Genomic DNA, 17,717 nt, shown 5'->3' on the forward strand with positions numbered 1-17,717 from the left:
CCGCACCAGGAGGCGTCCGCCCGTGACCGCACCGACCACCCCCGCGACGCCCGCGAGCACCGGGACCACCGCGATCGTCGGAGCCGGGGTGATGGGGGAGACGCTCCTGTCCGGCCTGCTGCGTGCCGGCCGGTCCCCGGCCGACCTGGTCGTCGGGGAGAAGCGTCCGGAGCGGGCCCGGGAGCTGACGGAGCGCTACGGCGTGGCCGTCGTGGACAACCTCGAGGCGGCCCGCCGCGCCCAGACCGTGGCGCTCGTCGTGAAGCCGCAGGACATGGGCACCGTCCTGGAGCAGATCGCCCCGGAGCTGCGCCCCGGCCAGCTCGTCGTCTCGCTCGCCGCCGGCATCACGACGGCCTTCGTCGAGGCGCTCGTGCCCGCAGGCGTCGCCGTCGTGCGCGTCATGCCCAACACCCCCGCGCTGGTCGACGAGGGCATGGCCGCCGTCTCCGGCGGCACGCACGCGACCGAGGAGAACCTCGCGGAGGTCGAGGCGCTGCTCAGCGCCACCGGCAAGGTGCTGCGGATCCCCGAGGCCCAGCAGGACGCCGTCACCGCGATCTCCGGGTCCGGCCCCGCCTACCTCTTCTTCGTCGTCGAGTCGATGATCGAGGCGGGGGTGCACCTGGGCCTGCCGCGGGCGACCGCGACCGACCTGGTCGTCCAGACGGTCGTCGGGTCGGCCACGATGCTGCGGGAGACGGGCACGCACCCCACCGTCCTGCGCGAGCAGGTCACCTCGCCGGCCGGCACCACCGCTGCGGCGCTGCGCGAGCTCGAGGTGCACAAGGTGCGAGCAGCGTTCCTCGCCGCCATGGAGGCGGCGCGCAACCGCTCCCGCGAGCTCGGCGCCTGAGGTTCGCGCCCCGGCTCCCGCCCCGCCTCAGCCGAACCGCAGGTCGGCCAGCGTGCGCACCCGCTGCGGGCCGCGCCGTGGGTGCTCGTCGTAGCGGTCCAGCAGCACCGCCGCCAGCCCCGCCGACCGGGCGCCGACGACGTCGTTGGCCACCGAGTCCCCGACCATGAGGGCCGCGCCCGTCGGCACGCCCAGGCGCCCGCAGGCCAACGCGTACGCCCGGGGGTCGGGCTTGGCGGCCCGCAGCGTCGAGGAGACGAGCACGGGCGCGCCCAGCGCGTCGAGCAGCCGGGCCAGGCCCGTGCGCTCGACCTTGGCGCGCTGCTGCCGCTCGTCGCCGTTGGTGAGCACGGCGACCCGCAGGCCCGCGGCGGACGCCCGGCGCAGCGCGTCGGCCGCGTCCCCGAAGGCCCGCCAGGCCCGCTCGTAGCCGGCGAGGTATCCGGCGAACTCGGCGTCGGCGAGGGTGTCGTCGCGCAGGTCGAGGTGGGGCAGGAACGCCCGCACCCGCGCCCGGCGTTGTCCGGCGAAGGTCGTCTCGCCCCGCTGGTAGGCCGAGAAGTGCCGCATCTCCAGCGCCGTCCAGCGGGCGGCGAGCTCGTCGGAGGTGCCGCCCAGGCCCAGCCCGGCCGCCCACGACTCGAGCCCCGCGCGCGACGCGCCGCGGTGGTCGACGAGCGTGTCGTCGAGGTCGAAGAGGACGGCCGCGAGGTCGTCCGGCACAGCGAGGGGAGCCACGTCGGCGAGTCTCCCAGCCACCTCCGACAGCGGCCGAACCGTGCCGTCCCTCGCGGGCGGAGCGGGACGAGTTACACCGTTGTCACCCACGTGCACGGCAAACTTTCAAGGCGACACGCCGAGGATTCGGAGATTTCCGGGTCCTCTCCCTCCCCACGAGTCACATCAGGCTCTATTCTCACGCCCATCCCTCCCGTGACGGGGGCGGCGACCCACGCCTGCCCGGTCACCTACGAGAAAGCGGTGCTCATGGCACAGCACGACGGCCCCGCCGGTGCGATCGGCGGCGTCAAGTTCCTCACCGTCGCCGAGGTGGCGGCGATGATGCGGGTCTCGAAGATGACCGTCTACCGCATGGTGCACAACGGCGAGCTCGCCGCGGTGCGCGTCGGTCGGTCGTTCCGGGTGGACGAGAAGGACGTCGACGCCTACCTGCGTCGCAGCTTCTACGACGCCGGCTGAGTCCGGTCCGTCCCGTCCTCGCGGCGGGTGCCGGGGTGGGCGACGAGCCTGGTTTCGTCGTGCCTTCGACCTCCGGCTACGCTGAAGCACTGGTCCGCGCTCGGCGATGGAGCGCGGACGTCCGTACGTGAGAGGTATTCCGTGGGTTCTGTCATCAAGAAGCGGCGCAAGCGCATGGCCAAGAAGAAGCACCGCAAGCTCCTGAAGAAGACGCGCGTCCAGCGCCGCAAGCTCGGCAAGTGACCCCGCGCGCCCTGGCGCGCCACGTCGGTTAGCGAGGTCGGCATGGGGCGGGTCGTGCTCGTCACCGGGGTCTCCCGTGACCTCGGGCGGCGAGTCGCGCTCTCGCTCGTGTCCGACCCCGACGTCGACCGGGTCGTCGGCGTCGACGTCGTCCCCCCGCGGGGCGACATCGGCGCCGTCTCCTTCGTCCGTGCCGACATCCGCACCCCGGTGATCGCCAAGGTGATCGCCCGGGAGGACGTCGACACCGTCGTCCACATGAGCGTCATCGCCTCTCCCGGCGCCTCCGGCGGCCGCGGCGCGATGAAGGAGCTCAACGTCATCGGCACCATGCAGCTGCTCGCCGCCTGCCAGAAGTCCGAGACGGTGCGCCACCTGGTGGTGAAGTCGACGACGGCCGTCTACGGCTCGTCGAGCCGCGACCCCGCGATGTTCACCGAGGACGTCGAGCCGCGCCCGGCGCGCGCCGGCTACGCCAAGGACGCGCAGGAGGTCGAGAGCTACGTGCGCGGGTTCGCCCGCCGTCGGCCCGACGTGCGCGTGTTGATGCTCCGCGCCGCCAACGTCGTCGGTCCGCTCGTCGAGAGCCCGATGACGTCCTACCTGCGCCTGCCCGTCGTGCCCACGGTGATCGGGTTCGACCCCCGGCTGCAGTTCCTGCACGCCGAGGACGTGGTCGAGGTGCTGCACCACGCGGTGCGCAGCGAGGTCGCGGGCACCTTCAACGTCGCCGGGGACGGGGTGCTGACGCTCCGGCAGGTCCTGCGCCGCCTCCAGCGCCCCACCGTGTCGCTCCCGCCCGCCGCCGTCGGCGGCCTCGGCCGGGTCGTGCGCCAGGTGCGTCTCGCCGAGCTGTCACCCGAGCTCGTCACCTTCCTGACCTACGGCCGCGGCGTCGACACGACCCGCTGCCGCACGGAGCTGGGCTTCGTCCCCCGCCGCGACACCGCCGCGGCCCTCGAGGACTTCGCCTCCAACCTCGCGCCGACCCTCACGGCACCCGACCGGGTGCTGGGCGCCGCCGAGCGCCGGCTCGCCGCGGCGGGCCGCGGCGGGGGACACCGACCCTTCGTCGTCCCGGGAGGCCCGCGTGGGTGACGCCGACATCATCCCGATCGGCACGCGAGGCCGTCCCGGCCGCGGCGGCGGTGGCCGCCGCCCGTCCGCGTCCAGCCGCGACCTCGCCGGCCCCCGGGCCGGCGGACGCGAAGCGACCGGTGACGCCGACGAGCCCGGCACGCCCGCTGGCCCGGACAGCGCCGACGTGCCCGGGGCGGCCGGCAGGCCGGGCACGGCTCCCACGGCTCCCACGGCTCCCGCCGGGGCCACCGGCGCCGAGACGCCCGACGCCGGTACGTCCGGCGAGCGGCCGCCGCAGCCCGCCGAGGAGCACCCGACCCGTCCCGCCGCGACCACCCGCGACCGCGGGCCGCTGGCGGGCGTACCCGTTGGGGACTGGCTGCAGGCCTTCCAGACCGCGGCGACGGAGCTGTTCGGCGAGGACGCGGAGCGCCAGCTGGCGCGCTTCCTCGCCTTCCTGCGCCGTCGCGTCACCGGTGACTACGAGGTCGACGAATTCGGGTTCGACGCCGAGCTGACCGAGCGGTTCCTCATCGCGGCGCTGCGCCCGATCGCGGAGAAGTGGTTCCGCGTCGAGGTCCGCGGCATCGAGAACGTGCCGGCCGAGGGCGGCGCGCTGGTCGTCTCGAACCACTCCGGCACGGTCCCGGTCGACGGCCTGATGACCCTCGTCGCGGTGCATGACCACGCCGGCCGCTTCCTGCGCCCGCTCGGGGCGGACCTGGTGTTCCGCCTGCCTATCGTCAGCTCGATGGCACGCAAGAGCGGGACCACGCTGGCCTGCAACGCGGACGCCGAGCGGCTGCTGCGCGGCGGCGAGCTCGTCGGCGTCTGGCCCGAGGGTTTCAAGGGGATCGGCAAGCCGTTCTCCGAGCGCTACAAGCTGCAGCGGTTCGGGCGGGGCGGCTTCGTCGCCGCCGCGATCCGCACGGGGGTGCCGATCGTGCCGCTGTCCGTGGTGGGCGCCGAGGAGATCTACCCGCTGGTGGGCAACGTGCCGTCCCTCGCGCGGCTGCTGGGTCTGCCGTACCTCCCGATCACCCCGACGTTCCCGCTGCTCGGCCCGCTGGGCCTGGTGCCGCTGCCGTCGAAGTGGGTCATGGAGTTCGGCGAGCCGGTGCGCACCGACGAGCTCGACGCCGGCGCGGCGGACGACCCGATGCTGGTCTTCGACGTCACCGACCAGGTGCGCGAGACCATCCAGAGCTCGCTCTACCGGCTGCTCATCGACCGCGGCGGCGCCTTCGGCTGAGGCCCGCCGCCGGCCGGCGCTCAGCCGCGCTTGTTGAGGCCGAGCAGGCTGTCGAGCGCCTCCGTGACGCCGTTCAGGGTGTCGCTGAGCGGGCCGGTGCTGCCGCCCGTGACGCCCTCCGTGACGTCGGAGAGACCGCCGTTGCCGTTCGGGGGCTGCGACGGTGCGGTCACGCCCGGGACGGGCGGCACGACGGTGCTCGGCGTCGAGCCCGACTGCGAGGGCGACGTGCCGCCCCCGTCGGTCGTCCCTCCACCGGTGGAGCTGTTGGAGCCGCCGGAGCCCGCGCCGGGGTCCGGGGCCGTCGTCTCCGGGCTCGCGCCCGGCTGGGCGACGCTGCCGTTGCCCGTGACGCTGCCGGGCGGCAGGTCGGACGCCTCGTCCAACGCCGGGAGCTCGGGCACGTCGGTGCCCATGCCCAGCAGGAACAGGTCCTCGGTCGCCGCCAGCGCCGCCGGCAGGTCCAGGACGGCCGAGCTGCCGCAGGTCGGGCAGACGTCGAGGGCGCGACCGTCGAGCGAGGACAGCGTGCTCACGGCGCGGCCGAGGGCGTCGCGGTCGCGGCCCGCGAGGTCCGGCTCGATCTCGTCGAGCGTGGCGACGCTGCGGCGCACGAAGTCCCGCAGCGCGGTGGCGGGCCGGTCCGAGCCGTCGGAGACCGCGGCCGCCAGCAGCAGGTCGCCGGCCTCCTCGGCCTGCTCGCTGAACGTCGTGAGCGCGTCGGAGACCTGGGCCGCGCTGGCGCTGTCGTCGCGTGCGACGAGGCCCTGCACCTCCGCGAGGCGCTGCTCGGCGTGCCGCAGCGTGACCTGTCCCTTCGACGCGTCGGTGAGCGAGATCGACCCGCGGGCGCCCTCGAGCGTGCGCTTCACGCCGTAGAGCGGGTCGCCGGGCAGGGCGTCCTGCGCGGCGTACGCCATCGTCGTCGACGCGCCGCTGATCACCACGGCCGCCGCCACGGCGGCCACGCGTCGCTGCCGTCGGGTCGCGCTCGGGGCCCGCTCCTGGAGCCGCAGGCGCTGCTCGTCGTCGGCCGTGATCGGCACCAGCACGGTGTCGGCCTCCGCCATCAACCGCGAACGCAGGTCGTCGACGAAGTCGGTGCGTGGCGCCGGCGCGCTGCCGGCCTCCTCGCGCAGGGCGGCGACCAGCGCGAGCAGCTCGCCGTCGGGGCGGGTGGAGGGGGAGCCGGCGGAGGGTCCGCCCGCAGGGGCGGACACGGCAGCGTCGAACTCCTCGGCGCGGCGCCTGGCCGTGGGGAGAGGGATCATGCCGGTGGTCCTGTCGGGTCGGTGGCCCTGCCCGGGGGAGGACCGGGCAGGCGCACTGCCACCCCCAACGAGGTCGGGGCGCAGGAGGTTACGGCACGCGTCGGGATCGTCACTGCTCTCGGATCCCCTCCGGCATCAGCTTCGCCAGGTTCCGCACCCCACGCAGCTGCAGCTGCTTGACGGCGCCCTCGCTGCGCTCGAGCGCGGCGGCGGTCTCGGCGATGCTCATCCCCTGGAGGAAGCGCAGCACGAGGCACTCCTGCTGCTCCGCGGGCAGGCGGCCGAGCGCCTCCATGAGGATCTCGTTCGTCATCGACGTCAGGACCGTCGACTCGGGCCCCTCCTCGTGGCCGTCGTCGTGCACGCCCATGTCCTCGACCGTGGTCTCCAGTCGGGTGCGGCCCGCCTTGAAGTGGTCGGTGGCCAGGTTGCGGGCGATCGTGGTCAGCCAGGCGCCGAAGTCGCGGCCCTGCCAGCGGAAGTCGTTCATGCGACGCAGGGCCCGGAAGAACGTCTCGGAGGTCAGGTCCTCCGCGAGCGTCACCGACCGCGTCCGGTAGTAGAGGAACCGGTACACCGGGCCGTGGTAGTGGTCGTAGAGGAGACCGAAGGCCTCCTTGTCGCCGCCGCGGGCGAGCTCGACCAGCGCGATGAGGCGCTCGCGCTCCTCGGGGCTGTCGCTGGCGGAGTGGGCCTGGGCCCCGTCGTCGGCTTCCGCGTCGGTACCGGCGTCGGGGCCGGCGGAGGGGCCGGTGGTCGTGGTGCCACCGGCGGAGCTCGTCGCCGTGCCCGCCCGGGTGCCGCCCGTGCCCGCGGCGTCGAGGGAGGCGGCGATCGTCAGCGAGGTCGCCCAGCCCGGCCCGCCCGCGGGCGCGACCTGCGGGGCCAGCACGGCAGCCACCTGCAGGCGCAGCGCGTCGAGCCCACGCTCGACGGCGCGCGCACGCGGCGATGACCAGCTCATGGAACCCTCCCCAGATCTCTCCCTGAGCGTCGGCTCAGGGTAGGCCGGACCTGAGAGGTTGTGAACACGGATCGGGCGTTTTTGCCTCCGAGGCCCGGAGGTGACCCGCCCGAGGTGCGCGACGCCGCGTCAGCGCTGCACGCGGCGCACGGCCGCCCCGGCGGCCACGGCACCGCCGACGGCGCCGAGGACGGCTCCGGTCAGCAGCCCGGCGCGGGCGGCCTTGCGGCCGGTGCGGTAGTCCCGGATCCGCCACCCCTGGGCGCGGGCATGGGCCCGCAGCCGCGCGTCGGGGTTGATCGCGCAGGGGTCGCCGACCAGTCCGAGCATGGGCAGGTCGTTGGAGGAGTCGGAGTACGCCGAGCAGCGCGCCAGGTCGAGGCCCTCCCGCGCGGCCAGCGCCTTGACGGCCTCGGCCTTCGCCGGGCCGTGCAGCAGGTCGCCGACCAGGCGGCCCGTGTAGACGCCGTCCACGTGCTCGGCGACCGTGCCCATCGCGCCGGTGAGGCCGAGCCGTCGCGCGATGATCCGCGCGATCTCGATCGGCGCGGCGGTCACGAGCCACACCCGTTGTCCCTCGTCGAGGTGGAGCTGGGCGAGCGCGCGTGTGCCCGGCCAGATCTTCATCGCCATCGCCTCGTCGAAGATCTCCTCGCCGAGCGACTCGAGCTCGCCGACGGTGTGCCCGGCGATGAAGCCCAGTGCCGAGTTGCGGGCCTCCGCGACGTGCTCGGGGTCCTCGACGCCGACGACGCGGAAGTACAGCTGCTTCCACACCGCGCCCGCGATCTCCCGGGTGGTGAAGAACTCGCGGCGGTGCAGGCCGCGCGCGAAGTGGAAGATGCTCGCGCCCTGCATGAGCGTGTTGTCGACGTCGAAGAAGGCGGCCGCGCCGGCGTCGCGCGGCAGCTCGAGGGCGGACTCGACCTCGGCGGCGGACGCGGCGGCCTCTCCCGCCAGGCGGGAGCGGCGGCGCAGGTCGGTCGTGCGCCGTGCCGTGGGGTGGGCGCGGGGACGCCCGTCGGTGTCGTCGTCCTCGAGGTGCGCCACGGGCCTCAGCCTAGGATGCGACGCGTGTCACTGCCACCGTCCCGCACGCCCCGCGTCGAGCTGTTCGTGCGGGAGGGGTGCCACCTGTGCGAGCAGGCCGAGGCGGTCGTCGCGGCCGTCTGCGGGCAGCTGGGCGAGGCGTACGCCCTCGTCGACGTGGACGAGGACGAGGACCGGGCGACCGAGGCCCGCATCGACGTGGACGAGCTGCCGGTGACGTTCGTGGACGGTCGTCAGCACGACTTCTGGCGGGTGGACCCGGTGCGCCTGCGCACGGCCCTCGCCGGCTGACCGGGCCGCGCCGCACGTGAGGTGCGGCACCAGCGGCGAGGCGGTGTTCACTTGGATGTCCGTCTACGTTCGGCGTCATGTCCTCAGTCTCGGGCCGGGGGGAGGCCCGGAAGACCGGCCTGCGTCCCTGGCACGTCCTCGTGCTCCTCGCCGTCGCGCTCGTCGCCCTCTCCGCCGCGGGTGACGCCTTCGGCCGGGCCGAGCCCACCGGCAGCTACCGCCCCGCCCTGCCCGGGGACACCCTGGCCGACGGCTGCTACCCGCTGCCGGGCGGCGCGGTGCCGGACGTGCCCTACGTCGTGCGCACCGACGGTGACGTGGCCACGCCCGACGGCGAGCGCCGCCACCTGGTCCTGCACTGGTCGCTGGTCGACATCGGCGCGGCGCTCGACGGCATCACCGCTCCGCTGGTCGACGTGGGTTACGACCTCACCGAGCAGGCCGTGCGCGGCGACACGGCGACCGCCCGGCTCGTCCTCCCCGGCAGCCCCGACGCGGACGTCGCGGTGACGCTGCGCGCCTTCGGCGACGACCCGGAGGTGCCCGACCCGATCGTCCGCGGTCGTGCCGAGCTCGACCTGCCGAGCACGCCCCGGGTGGGCACCGCCGCCGTGTGCGACTGGCCGAGCACCACGAAGCGCTTCCCCGCGAGCGACGGGTGAGGCCCCTGAGCCGGCTCGCCGGAGCCGACCGGGTCCTCGTCGTCCTGGCCCTGGTCCACCTCGTCGTCCTCGGGTGGGCCTTCTGGCTCGTCGGCGCCTCCCCGCTGCACGGCGACGAGGCGGCGTACGTGGACGGTGGTCGCGCCCTGTCGAACCTGCTGCGCGACCTCGGGAGCCTGCGCGCGCCCGACGTCGCCGAGCTCTCCCGCTCGGTCGTCGCGAGCGGCTGGTTCATGCCGGGCGTCCCGATCCTCCTGGCGCCCTTCTTCCTCGTCGTGCCGGACGGCGACGTCGAGGCCGTCCGGGCGTACCTCGGCCTCGTCTCGACGATCGTGCTGGCCCTGCTCGTCTGGCGCGCCCGCACGGTCCTGGGCCCGCGCTACGCCGCGGCCCTGCTGGTGATGCCCGGCCTGGTGCCGATGGCCGCCGCCTTCGCGTTCGCCGCGTGGGGCGACTACCTCGGCGGCCTGGTGCTGGGACTGCTCGTGGTCGAGCTGGTGGCGGTGTCGCGCCGTGTGCGCGCCGGCGCAGCGCCGTCGCTCGCGCAGGGCGTACGCCTCGGCCTGCTCGCCGTTGCCGTGGTCTACCTGCGCTCGAGTGCGGCGCTCGTGGTGGTCGGCCTCGGCGTCGTGGCCGTGGTCGTGTGCGTCGCGCTGCTGCGCGGCAGCGCCCGCGTCCGCAGCCTCGGCGCGGCCGCCGCGGCGCTCGGGGCGTTCCTGCTGGTGCTCGCCCCGTGGTCGGGGGCGGCCTCCGCCGCCCTCGACGGGCGGGTGGTCACGACGACGTCGGTGCCGACCGTGCTCGCCAGCACCTTCGGCGACCAGGACCGGATCTGCCGCGGGCCCTGCGACCCCGACTCGACCCGCTGGTTCGCCCCGCAGCGCTACGCCCGCGAGACCGCCGCGGCCACCGGTCGCAGCGAGCTCGACGTGCTCACCGAGATGTCGGCGTACGCCCGCGAGGACGTGACGCCCCGCTCCTACAGCCGCGACGTCATCCAGAACGCCTGGAGCTACGTGAAGGCGCCCGACCGGTTCCTGCGCTGGCTCGAGGCGCCCGACGACGCCGCGGGCCTCACCGCCCGCTACCTCAGCCGGGGGCTGGTGTGGGTCGCGTTCGGCGTCGGGGCCGCGGTGCTGCTCGTCGTGGTGCGCGGCGCGCGGGACCTGCAGGTGCTGGCCACCCTGCTGACGCTCTCGCTCGGGGCACTGATGTCGCAGCCGTTCGTGCACGTCTCCGGCCCGCGGTACTGGACCACCGCCGCGCCGCTGCTCGGCCTCGGCGGGGCGATGCTGCTGACGTGGTGGCAGGGGCGCCGCGGAGACGGGCCGCCGGGTGGTGCCGTGGTGGCCGACCCGGTCACGGCCGCTCCGTCCGACCCGGTCCTGGCCGGGCGCGACGCCGCCTTCGGGACCTGGCTGACGCGGGTGCAGGTGCTGCTCGCCGCGGGCACCGTGGCGCTGGCGCTCGGCATCGGCGCCGTGGCGGTGCTGGGATGAGCACCGAGCACCCGACCACGAGCGCCACCACCACCGACCCCGAGGGGGAGCCGACGATGACCGCACCGCAGCGCCGCCGCGTGGCGTACGTCCTGCCCGTCTACGACGAGCAGGACAACGTCGCGACCTTCCAGGCCGCGCTGGCCGAGGCGACGGCGCGCCGCGACGACCTCGACTTCGAGTTCGTCTACGTCGACGACGGCTCGCGCGACGCCTCGCTGGAGCGGCTGCTGGCGCTGCGCGCGGCCGACGAGCGGGTCACGGTGCTGGCGCTCTCGCGCAACCACGGCCACCAGCTGGCCGTGACCGCCGGGCTGGACGCGGTGACCGGGTCGGCCGACGCGGTGGTGGTGATGGACACCGACCTGCAGGACCCGCCGGCGGTCAGCCTGGAGCTGATCGAGGTGTGGGAGCGCGGTGTGGACGTGGTGTACGCCCAGCGGCGCACGCGCCGCGACTCGGCGTTCAAGCGCGCCACGGCGTGGCTGTTCTACTGGCTGCTCGCGCGGCTGGCGGAGATCGAGATCCCCCGCAACACCGGCGACTTCCGGCTGATGGACGCGCGGGTGGTGGCGGAGGTGGGCCGCTACCGCGAGCACAACCGGTTCCTGCGCGGGATCGTGGCGCAGGTGGGGTTCCGCCAGGAGGCCGTGCTGTTCGACCGCGACGAGCGGCTGGCGGGCTCGACGGGCTACCCGCTGCGGAAGATGCTCTCGTTCGCCGGCCACGGGATCATGGGGTTCTCCACGACCCCGCTGCGGATGATCAGCCGGGCGGGGATCCTGATCTCGGTGCTGAGCGTGCTGGGCGCGGTGTACGTCGTGTTCCTGCGCTTCTTCCGGCCCGACGAGGTGGTGCCCGGGTGGGCGTTCATCATGGTCGCGCTGTTCCTGCTCTCGGGCCTGCAGCTGATCATGATGGGCGTGATCGGCTCCTACCTCGGGCGCGTGTTCGTGGAGGTCCAGGGCCGGCCGCTCTACTCGGTGGCGCTGGCCGCTCGCGGGCACGGGGCGCCGCGCGACGAGCCCTCGGACCGGCCGGTCGACCGGCCTTCCGGCCACCCCTCCGACCAGCCCCGGCGAGCGGTGCGGTGACGCGGCCTGCGGCCCTGCTGGCCGCGGTGCCCCGCCCCGTACGCTTCGCCGCCGTCGGCGTCCTCAACACCGGCATCGACGTCGGCCTGTTCTGGCTGCTGCACGTGCCGCTCGGCATCACGCTGGCGAACCTGTGCTCGACCAGCGCGGGCATGGCGTTCAGCTTCGTGGTCAACGGGCTGGTCACCTTCGAGGCCCAGCGCCTCACGCTGCGCCAGGCGCTGCTGTTCGTGTCGACCACCGGCGTCGTGATGTGGGTCTTCCAGCCGGTCGTGATCCACCTGCTCCTGCTGGTGGTGGACCCCGTGATCGTGGCCAAGGTGCTTGCGATAGGTTGCAGCCTCGTTGTCAACTTCGCCGCCTACCGCTTCGTGGTCTGGCCGCGCACGACCGCCGCCGGTCACGACTGAGGCGGGCGGTCCCGCTCGTTTTTGTCCTGCCCCCGCTGAACTCCTACAGTGAGCGGGCCGCGCGCGTCCCCCATGGTGCCGCCTCCCGGTGAGGCGTGCTCGCTCGCGGCTGGAGACGAGAAACGTTGACTGCACGGAGTTCGGCCGAAGCCCCCCGGGGTGTCCCGGAGGCGACCGTCGCGCGACTTCCCCTCTACCTCCGTGCCCTGACGACGCTCGCGGACGCGGGCACCGCGACGTGCTCGAGCGAGGACCTCGCCGCCGCCGCGGGCGTGAACTCGGCGATGCTGCGCAAGGACCTCTCGCACCTCGGCTCCTACGGCACGCGCGGGGTCGGCTACGACGTCGACCACCTGCGCTACGAGATCGCTCGCGAGATCGGTCTGACCACCGACCGCAACGTGGTCGTGGTGGGCCTGGGCAACCTGGGCCAGGCGCTCGCCAACTACGCCGGCTTCCGCTCGCGCGGCTTCCGGGTCGTCGCCCTGCTCGACGCCGACCCCCGCATGGTCGGCTCGACGGTCGCGGGCCTCGAGGTGCGTGACGTCGCCGAGCTGGAGCGCGTGGTCGCCGAGCTCGACGTCGCGATCGGCGTCGTCGCCACCCCTGCCACGGCCGCCCAGGAGGTCGCCGACCGGCTCGTCGGCGCCGGCGTCGCCGCGATCCTGAACTTCGCACCGACCGTGCTCACCGTCCCCGAGGGGGTCGAGGTGCGCAAGGTCGACCTCTCCACCGAGCTGCAGATCCTCGCGTTCCACGAGCAGCGCCGTTCGGGGGAGTACCTGCCGACCGACCCGCCCGGGTCGTCGGTGTCGCCGGCCGTGCTGGCCGGCGGGGAGGAGGTCCGATGAGCGTCCTCGTCGTGGGCGTGTCCCACCACTCCGCACCGGTGGCGGTGCTCGAGCGCCTCGCGCTCGACGCCGACGCGGCGCAGAAGCTGGTCGTCGACGTGGTCGGCGCCGAGCACGTCACCGAGGCGACGGTGATCTCGACGTGCAACCGGCTCGAGGTCTACACCGACGTCGAGCGCTTCCACGGCAGCATCGAGGCGATCTCGCGGATGCTGATCGAGCGGGCCGGCGCCACGACGGACGCGATGCTGCCGCACCTCTACGTGCACTACGACGACGCGGCGGTCTCGCACCTGTTCCGCGTGACGGCCGGGCTCGACTCGATGGTCGTCGGCGAGGGCCAGATCCTCGGCCAGGCCCGTGAGGCCCTGCGCCTGGGCCAGGAGCTCGGCACGGTCGGCCCCGCGCTCAACGTCCTGTTCCAGCAGGCGCTGCGGGTCGGCAAGCGCGCCCACGCGGAGACGGAGATCGACCGTGCGGCGCCCTCGCTGGTCTCGGCCGCGCTCGAGATCGCGGCGCCCGACGTCGGCGGTCTCGCCGGGCGTCGTGCCGTCATCGTCGGTGCCGGGTCGATGGCCTCCCTGGCCGCCGCCTCCCTCTCGCGGGCCGGCGCCTCCGAGATCGTGCTGGTCAACCGCACGCCGGGCAACGCCGAGCGGCTGGCGGGGGAGTACGGCGCCCGCGTGGCGCCCCTGGCCGACCTCGAGCGCGAGCTCGTCGGCGCCGACGTGGTGGTCTCCTGCACGGGCGCGACCGGCACCGTGCTGACCCGCGACCTGCTGGCCCGCGCGCGGACGGCCGAGGCCGACCCGGCGCGCCCGACCACCGTCGTCGACCTGGCGCTCCCGCACGACGTGGAGCCCGCGGTCGCCGACCTGCCCGGCATCACCCTGCGCGGGCTCGCGCGGCTGGCCGAGGAGCTGCGGGTCGCCGACGTCGCGCCGGGCATCGACGCCGTGCGCGACATCGTGACCGAGGAGATCAGCGCCTTCACGAGCGCGCGCCGCCAGGCGAGCGTCACCCCGACCGTCGTCGCGCTGCGCACCATGGCCACGACGGTCGTCGACACCGAGATGGCGCGCCTCGACGGCCGCCTGCCCGACCTCGACCCCGCGGCCCGCGCCGAGGTGCTGCAGACGGTGCGCCGCGTGGCGGACAAGCTGCTCCACCAGCCGACCGTGCGGGTCAAGCAGCTGGCCAACGAGGAGGGGGCGGTGTCGTACGCGGCGGCGCTGGCCGAGCTGTTCGCCCTCGACCCCGACGCCGTCGACGCCGTCACCCGCCCGGGAGGCCGCCCGTGAACGCCCCCCTGCGGCTCGGCACCCGGGCCTCCGCCCTCGCGACCACCCAGTCCGGCCACGTCGCGGCGATGCTGCGCGAGCGCACCGGACGCGAGGTCGAGCTCGTCGAGGTCACGACCCGCGGCGACGTCGACCGCTCGCCGCTGGCGTCGATCGGCGGCACCGGCGTCTTCGTCAGCGCGCTGCGCGACGCCCTGCTCGCGGGCGAGGTGGACCTCGCGGTGCACTCGCTCAAGGACCTCCCGACCGGCGCCGCCGAGGGCATCGCCCTCGCGGCGGTGCCGCCGCGCGAGGACCCACGCGACGCCCTCGTCGCCCGGGACGGCCTCACGCTCGGCGAGCTGCCCGTCGGCAGCCGCGTGGGCACGGGCTCGCCGCGCCGGGCCGCCCAGCTCGCGGCGCTCGGCCTGGGCCTCGAGATCACCGCGATCCGCGGCAACGTCGGCACCCGCATCGGCCACGTCGAGGACGGACGGCTCGACGCCGTCGTGCTCGCGCAGGCCGGGCTCTCGCGGCTGGGCCGCGACGGCGAGGTCACCGAGGTGCTCGACCCGTTCCAGATGCTCCCGGCCCCCGGGCAGGGAGCGCTCGCCGTCGAGTGCCGCGCGGGCGACGAGGACCTCGTCGCCCTGCTCGCCGCGCTCGACCACCCGTCCACCCGGGCCGCCGTCACCGCCGAGCGCGCGGTGCTGTCGACGCTCGAGGCCGGATGCTCCGCCCCCGTGGGTGCGCTCGCCGAGGTCGTCGAGGGCGACGACGGCGAGGAGCTGTGGGTGCGCGCGGTCGTGATGTCGACCGACGGCGCCCTGAGCGTCCGGATGTCCGCCACCGGCTCCCCCGGCGACGCCCACGGCGTCGGGAGCCGCCTCGGCCAGGAGATGCTGGCCGACGGTGCCGCCGATCTGATGGAAGGCCCTCAGCCAGAGGGCTCCGACCGAGTGGGAGAGCAGCACGCATGACGCGACGAACCACGTCCACGACCCCGACGACCGCAGCCGGCGAGACCGGCAGGGCCAACCGCACGGGGTGGGTGTCGTTCGTGGGCAGCGGCCCCGGCGACCCCGGCCTGCTCACGATGCGCGCCGTCGACCTCCTGCGCGCGGCCGACGTCGTGGTCACGGAGGCCCCCGACCACGAGACCATGGTCCGCTCGGTGCTCGGCCTGCCGACGCCGACCGTCGAGACGGACGCCGACGGCAACGAGACCGTCGTCGACGAGGGTCCCCGCTTCGTCGACGGCGGCTTCGGCGAGGACGGCCAGCCGCTGACGCACGCCGCCCGCTCCAAGGTCGTCGTCAAGCACGCCAAGGGCGGCGCCAACGTCGTGCGCCTGATGACCGGCGACCCGTTCCTCTACGCCTCCGGGCCCGAGGAGGCGCAGGCCTGCGTGAAGGCGCAGATCGGCTTCGAGATCGTCCCGGGCGTCTCCGCGGCGACCGCGGTGCCGGCGTACGCGGGCATCCCGCTCACCACCCGCAGCCACCGCGAGGTCACCGTGGTGGCCTGCACGGACAAGGTGGACTGGAGCCAGTACGCCGACGGGCGCACCCTCGTGCTGCTCAGCTCGGTCGGCCCGATCGCCGAGGTCGCGACGGCCCTGGTCGCCGCCGGTCGCTCGGCGTCGACGCCCGTCGCGATGACGCGGGTGGGCACGACGACCGCCCAGCAGACGGTCACCTCGACGCTGGAGAACATCGCGGCCGACGCCCGCGCCGCGAAGATCCAGCCGCCGGCGGTCACCGTCGTCGGCGAGGTCGTCGACCTGCGCGAGACGCTGTCGTGGTTCGAGACCAAGCCGCTGTTCGGCTGGCGCGTGCTGGTGCCCCGGACGAAGGACCAGGCCGGCGCGCTCTCCGAGAGCCTGCGCGGCCACGGCGGCGTGCCGGAGGAGGTGCCGACCATCTCGGTCGAGCCGCCCCGCAACCCGCAGCAGATGGACAAGGCCGTGCGCGGCCTCGTCGAGGGCCGCTACGAGTGGATCGCGTTCACGTCGGTCAACGCGGTGAAGGCCGTGCGCGAGAAGTTCGAGGAGTACGGGCTGGACGCGCGCGCGTTCTCCGGGCTCAAGATCGCCGCCGTCGGCGACAAGACCGCCGAGGCGATCGCGGCCTGGGGCCTGCGCGCCGACCTCGTGCCCGAGGGCGAGCAGTCCGCCGCCGGCCTCCTCGAGGCCTGGCCGGAGTACGACGACGTCCTCGACCCGATCAACCGCGTCTTCCTGCCCCGGGCCGACATCGCGACGGAGAGCCTCGTCGCCGGCCTGATCGACAAGGGCTGGGAGTGCGACGACGTGACGGCGTACCGCACCGTGCGGGCCGCCCCGCCGGCCGCGCCCGTGCGCGACGCGATCAAGACGGGCAAGTTCGACGCGGTCGTCTTCACCTCGTCCTCGACCGTGCGCAACCTCGTCGGCATCGCCGGCAAGCCGCACCCCTCCACGGTGATCGCCGTGATCGGGCCGGCCACGGCGAAGACGGCCGAGGAGCACGGCCTGCGGGTCGACGTCATGGCGTCCTCGCCGTCGGTCGAGGTGCTCGTCGACGCCCTCGCCGACTTCGGTGCCGCGCGCCGTCTCGCTCTGGTCGAGTCGGGCCAGCCGGTCACGAAGCCGTCGGACCGCAAGACCTCGGCGCGACGGAAGGCCTCGAACTGAGCGCCGACGCGGGCAGCCGCGACGACCGGGCCGCGGGCCCGGTCGTCCGGCCCCGCCGGCTGCGTCGCACGGCCGCCCTGCGGGAGCTGGTGGCGGAGACGTCGCTGCGACCGGCCCAGCTGGTGCTGCCCGTGTTCGTGCGCGAGGGCGCCGACGCGCCGGTGCCGATCTCGTCCATGCCGGGCGTCGTGCAGCACACGCGTGACTCCCTGCGCGCGGCCGCCGTGGAGGCGGCGGAGCTGGGGCTCGGCGGCATCATGCTGTTCGGGGTTCCCGAGACGAAGGACGCCCGCGGCTCGGGCGCCGTCGACCCCGGCGGCATCCTCAACCTGGGTATCGCCGACGTCGTCGCCGAGGTGGGCGACGCCCTGCCGGTGATGAGCGACCTGTGCCTCGACGAGTTCACCGACCACGGCCACTGCGGCGTCCTCGACGCCGCCGGTCGCGTCGACAACGACGCGACGCTGGAGGTGTACGCCGAGATGGCGCGCGCCCAGGCCGCCGCCGGCGTCGACGTGGTCGGCCCCAGCGGGATGATGGACGGCCAGGTCGCGGTGATCCGGGCCGCGCTGGACGGCGCGGGGGCCAGCGACGTCGCGGTGCTGGCGTACTCCGCGAAGTACGCCTCGGCCTTCTACGGCCCGTTCCGCGAGGCCGTCGACTCGTCGCTGGTCGGCGACCGGCGCACGTACCAGCAGGACGGGCGCAACGGCCTCGAGGGCGTGCGCGAGGCGCTGCTCGACGTCGCCGAGGGCGCCGACATGGTGATGGTGAAGCCGGCGCTGGCGTACCTCGACGTGCTGCGGCGCGTGCGCGACGCGGTGGACGTGCCGGTCGCGGCCTACAACATCTCGGGCGAGTACGCGATGGTCGAGGCGGCCGCCGCGAAGGGCTGGATCGACCGCGAGCCGGCGATCCTCGAGACGCTGATGTCGATCCGCCGCGCCGGTGCCGACGTCGTCCTGACGTACTGGGCGGCCGAGGCCGCCCGCCTGCTCCGTCCCTGACCTCACGCAGCAGCTCGACGCGGTCGACGCGGA

The 17,717-nt window shown here is 74.7% G+C and carries 19 protein-coding genes; 15 read left to right on the forward strand and 4 right to left on the reverse strand.

Annotated features, from left to right (window positions below):
- The first annotated feature begins 22 nt into the window (after window positions 1–22).
- Window positions 23–856, forward strand: coding sequence for a pyrroline-5-carboxylate reductase (gene proC / locus RDV89_RS17015; protein ID WP_315734873.1), 834 nt, complete (start codon window positions 23–25; stop codon window positions 854–856).
- Window positions 857–883: 27 nt separating this feature from the next.
- Here proC and RDV89_RS17020 read toward each other — a convergent pair whose 3' ends face one another.
- On the reverse strand, window positions 884–1,594 hold the full coding sequence (locus RDV89_RS17020) for an HAD family hydrolase (protein ID WP_315734875.1): 711 nt from the start codon (window positions 1,592–1,594) through the stop codon (window positions 884–886).
- A 249-nt stretch (window positions 1,595–1,843) separates the two neighbouring features.
- Here RDV89_RS17020 and RDV89_RS17025 point away from each other — a divergent pair, with 249 nt between their 5' ends.
- From RDV89_RS17025 to RDV89_RS17040, 4 genes are all read left to right on the forward strand, one after another.
- Window positions 1,844–2,056 (forward strand): helix-turn-helix domain-containing protein, encoded by a 213-nt coding sequence (locus RDV89_RS17025; RefSeq protein ID WP_315734877.1) that lies wholly within the window; start codon window positions 1,844–1,846, stop codon window positions 2,054–2,056.
- 141 nt (window positions 2,057–2,197) lie between these two features.
- Entirely contained in the window at window positions 2,198–2,299 is a 102-nt protein-coding gene (locus RDV89_RS17030) for a 30S ribosomal protein bS22 (RefSeq protein ID WP_008356322.1), read from the forward strand.
- 42 nt (window positions 2,300–2,341) lie between these two features.
- Entirely contained in the window at window positions 2,342–3,397 is a 1,056-nt protein-coding gene (locus RDV89_RS17035; protein ID WP_315734926.1) for an NAD-dependent epimerase/dehydratase family protein, read from the forward strand.
- Window positions 3,390–4,631 (forward strand): lysophospholipid acyltransferase family protein, encoded by a 1,242-nt coding sequence (locus tag RDV89_RS17040; protein ID WP_315734928.1) that lies wholly within the window; start codon window positions 3,390–3,392, stop codon window positions 4,629–4,631. The genes RDV89_RS17035 and RDV89_RS17040 overlap by 8 nt, the downstream gene beginning before the upstream one ends.
- A 20-nt stretch (window positions 4,632–4,651) precedes the next feature.
- Here the strand turns inward: RDV89_RS17040 and RDV89_RS17045 are convergent, their stop codons facing one another.
- From RDV89_RS17045 to RDV89_RS17055, 3 genes are all read right to left on the reverse strand, one after another.
- Entirely contained in the window at window positions 4,652–5,902 is a 1,251-nt protein-coding gene (locus tag RDV89_RS17045; RefSeq protein WP_315734930.1) for a DUF5667 domain-containing protein, read from the reverse strand.
- Between the two features lie 109 nt (window positions 5,903–6,011).
- Window positions 6,012–6,866: a sigma-70 family RNA polymerase sigma factor gene (locus RDV89_RS17050; protein ID WP_315734932.1), complete on the reverse strand. Its 855-nt coding sequence runs from the start codon at window positions 6,864–6,866 to the stop codon at window positions 6,012–6,014.
- Window positions 6,867–6,995: 129 nt separating this feature from the next.
- Window positions 6,996–7,916, reverse strand: coding sequence for an HAD family hydrolase (locus RDV89_RS17055; RefSeq protein ID WP_438823296.1), 921 nt, complete (start codon window positions 7,914–7,916; stop codon window positions 6,996–6,998).
- Between the two features lie 15 nt (window positions 7,917–7,931).
- On the opposite strand from RDV89_RS17055, the gene RDV89_RS17060 reads away from it, so the two are divergent.
- The 10 genes from RDV89_RS17060 to hemB all read left to right on the forward strand — a co-directional run bounded on the left by RDV89_RS17060 (window position 7,932) and on the right by hemB (window position 17,684).
- On the forward strand, window positions 7,932–8,207 hold the full coding sequence (locus tag RDV89_RS17060) for a glutaredoxin family protein (RefSeq protein WP_315734934.1): 276 nt from the start codon (window positions 7,932–7,934) through the stop codon (window positions 8,205–8,207).
- 77 nt (window positions 8,208–8,284) lie between these two features.
- Window positions 8,285–8,869, forward strand: a complete 585-nt coding sequence (locus RDV89_RS17065; RefSeq protein WP_315734936.1) for a hypothetical protein — start codon at window positions 8,285–8,287, stop codon at window positions 8,867–8,869.
- A complete protein-coding gene (locus RDV89_RS17070; RefSeq protein WP_315734938.1) occupies window positions 8,866–10,368 on the forward strand; it encodes a hypothetical protein in 1,503 nt (500 codons plus the stop codon). The genes RDV89_RS17065 and RDV89_RS17070 overlap by 4 nt, the downstream gene beginning before the upstream one ends.
- Window positions 10,365–11,462 (forward strand): glycosyltransferase family 2 protein, encoded by a 1,098-nt coding sequence (locus tag RDV89_RS17075; protein WP_315734939.1) that lies wholly within the window; start codon window positions 10,365–10,367, stop codon window positions 11,460–11,462. The genes RDV89_RS17070 and RDV89_RS17075 overlap by 4 nt, the downstream gene beginning before the upstream one ends.
- Complete coding sequence (locus tag RDV89_RS17080; protein ID WP_315734941.1) at window positions 11,459–11,872, forward strand: GtrA family protein; 414 nt, start codon at window positions 11,459–11,461, stop codon at window positions 11,870–11,872. The genes RDV89_RS17075 and RDV89_RS17080 overlap by 4 nt, the downstream gene beginning before the upstream one ends.
- A gap of 125 nt (window positions 11,873–11,997) precedes the next feature.
- Window positions 11,998–12,723: a redox-sensing transcriptional repressor Rex gene (locus RDV89_RS17085; RefSeq protein WP_315734943.1), complete on the forward strand. Its 726-nt coding sequence runs from the start codon at window positions 11,998–12,000 to the stop codon at window positions 12,721–12,723.
- The gene (locus tag RDV89_RS17090) at window positions 12,720–14,024 is read left to right on the forward strand and encodes a glutamyl-tRNA reductase (RefSeq protein WP_315734945.1); all 1,305 of its coding nucleotides are present in this window, start codon (window positions 12,720–12,722) and stop codon (window positions 14,022–14,024) included. The genes RDV89_RS17085 and RDV89_RS17090 overlap by 4 nt, the downstream gene beginning before the upstream one ends.
- Window positions 14,021–14,983 (forward strand): hydroxymethylbilane synthase, encoded by a 963-nt coding sequence (hemC, locus tag RDV89_RS17095; RefSeq protein ID WP_315734947.1) that lies wholly within the window; start codon window positions 14,021–14,023, stop codon window positions 14,981–14,983. The genes RDV89_RS17090 and hemC overlap by 4 nt, the downstream gene beginning before the upstream one ends.
- Window positions 14,980–16,677 carry a bifunctional uroporphyrinogen-III C-methyltransferase/uroporphyrinogen-III synthase gene (locus RDV89_RS17100; RefSeq protein WP_315734948.1) on the forward strand — a complete coding sequence of 566 codons (1,698 nt, stop codon included), beginning with the start codon at window positions 14,980–14,982 and terminating at the stop codon, window positions 16,675–16,677. The genes hemC and RDV89_RS17100 overlap by 4 nt, the downstream gene beginning before the upstream one ends.
- Entirely contained in the window at window positions 16,674–17,684 is a 1,011-nt protein-coding gene (gene hemB / locus RDV89_RS17105) for a porphobilinogen synthase (protein ID WP_315735126.1), read from the forward strand. Before RDV89_RS17100 ends, hemB begins: the two co-directional genes overlap by 4 nt.
- The last annotated feature ends 33 nt before the right edge of the window (window positions 17,685–17,717 follow it).

The sequence above is a fragment of the Nocardioides imazamoxiresistens genome, assembly GCF_032378595.1.
GTDB classification, from domain to species: domain Bacteria; phylum Actinomycetota; class Actinomycetes; order Propionibacteriales; family Nocardioidaceae; genus Nocardioides; species Nocardioides imazamoxiresistens.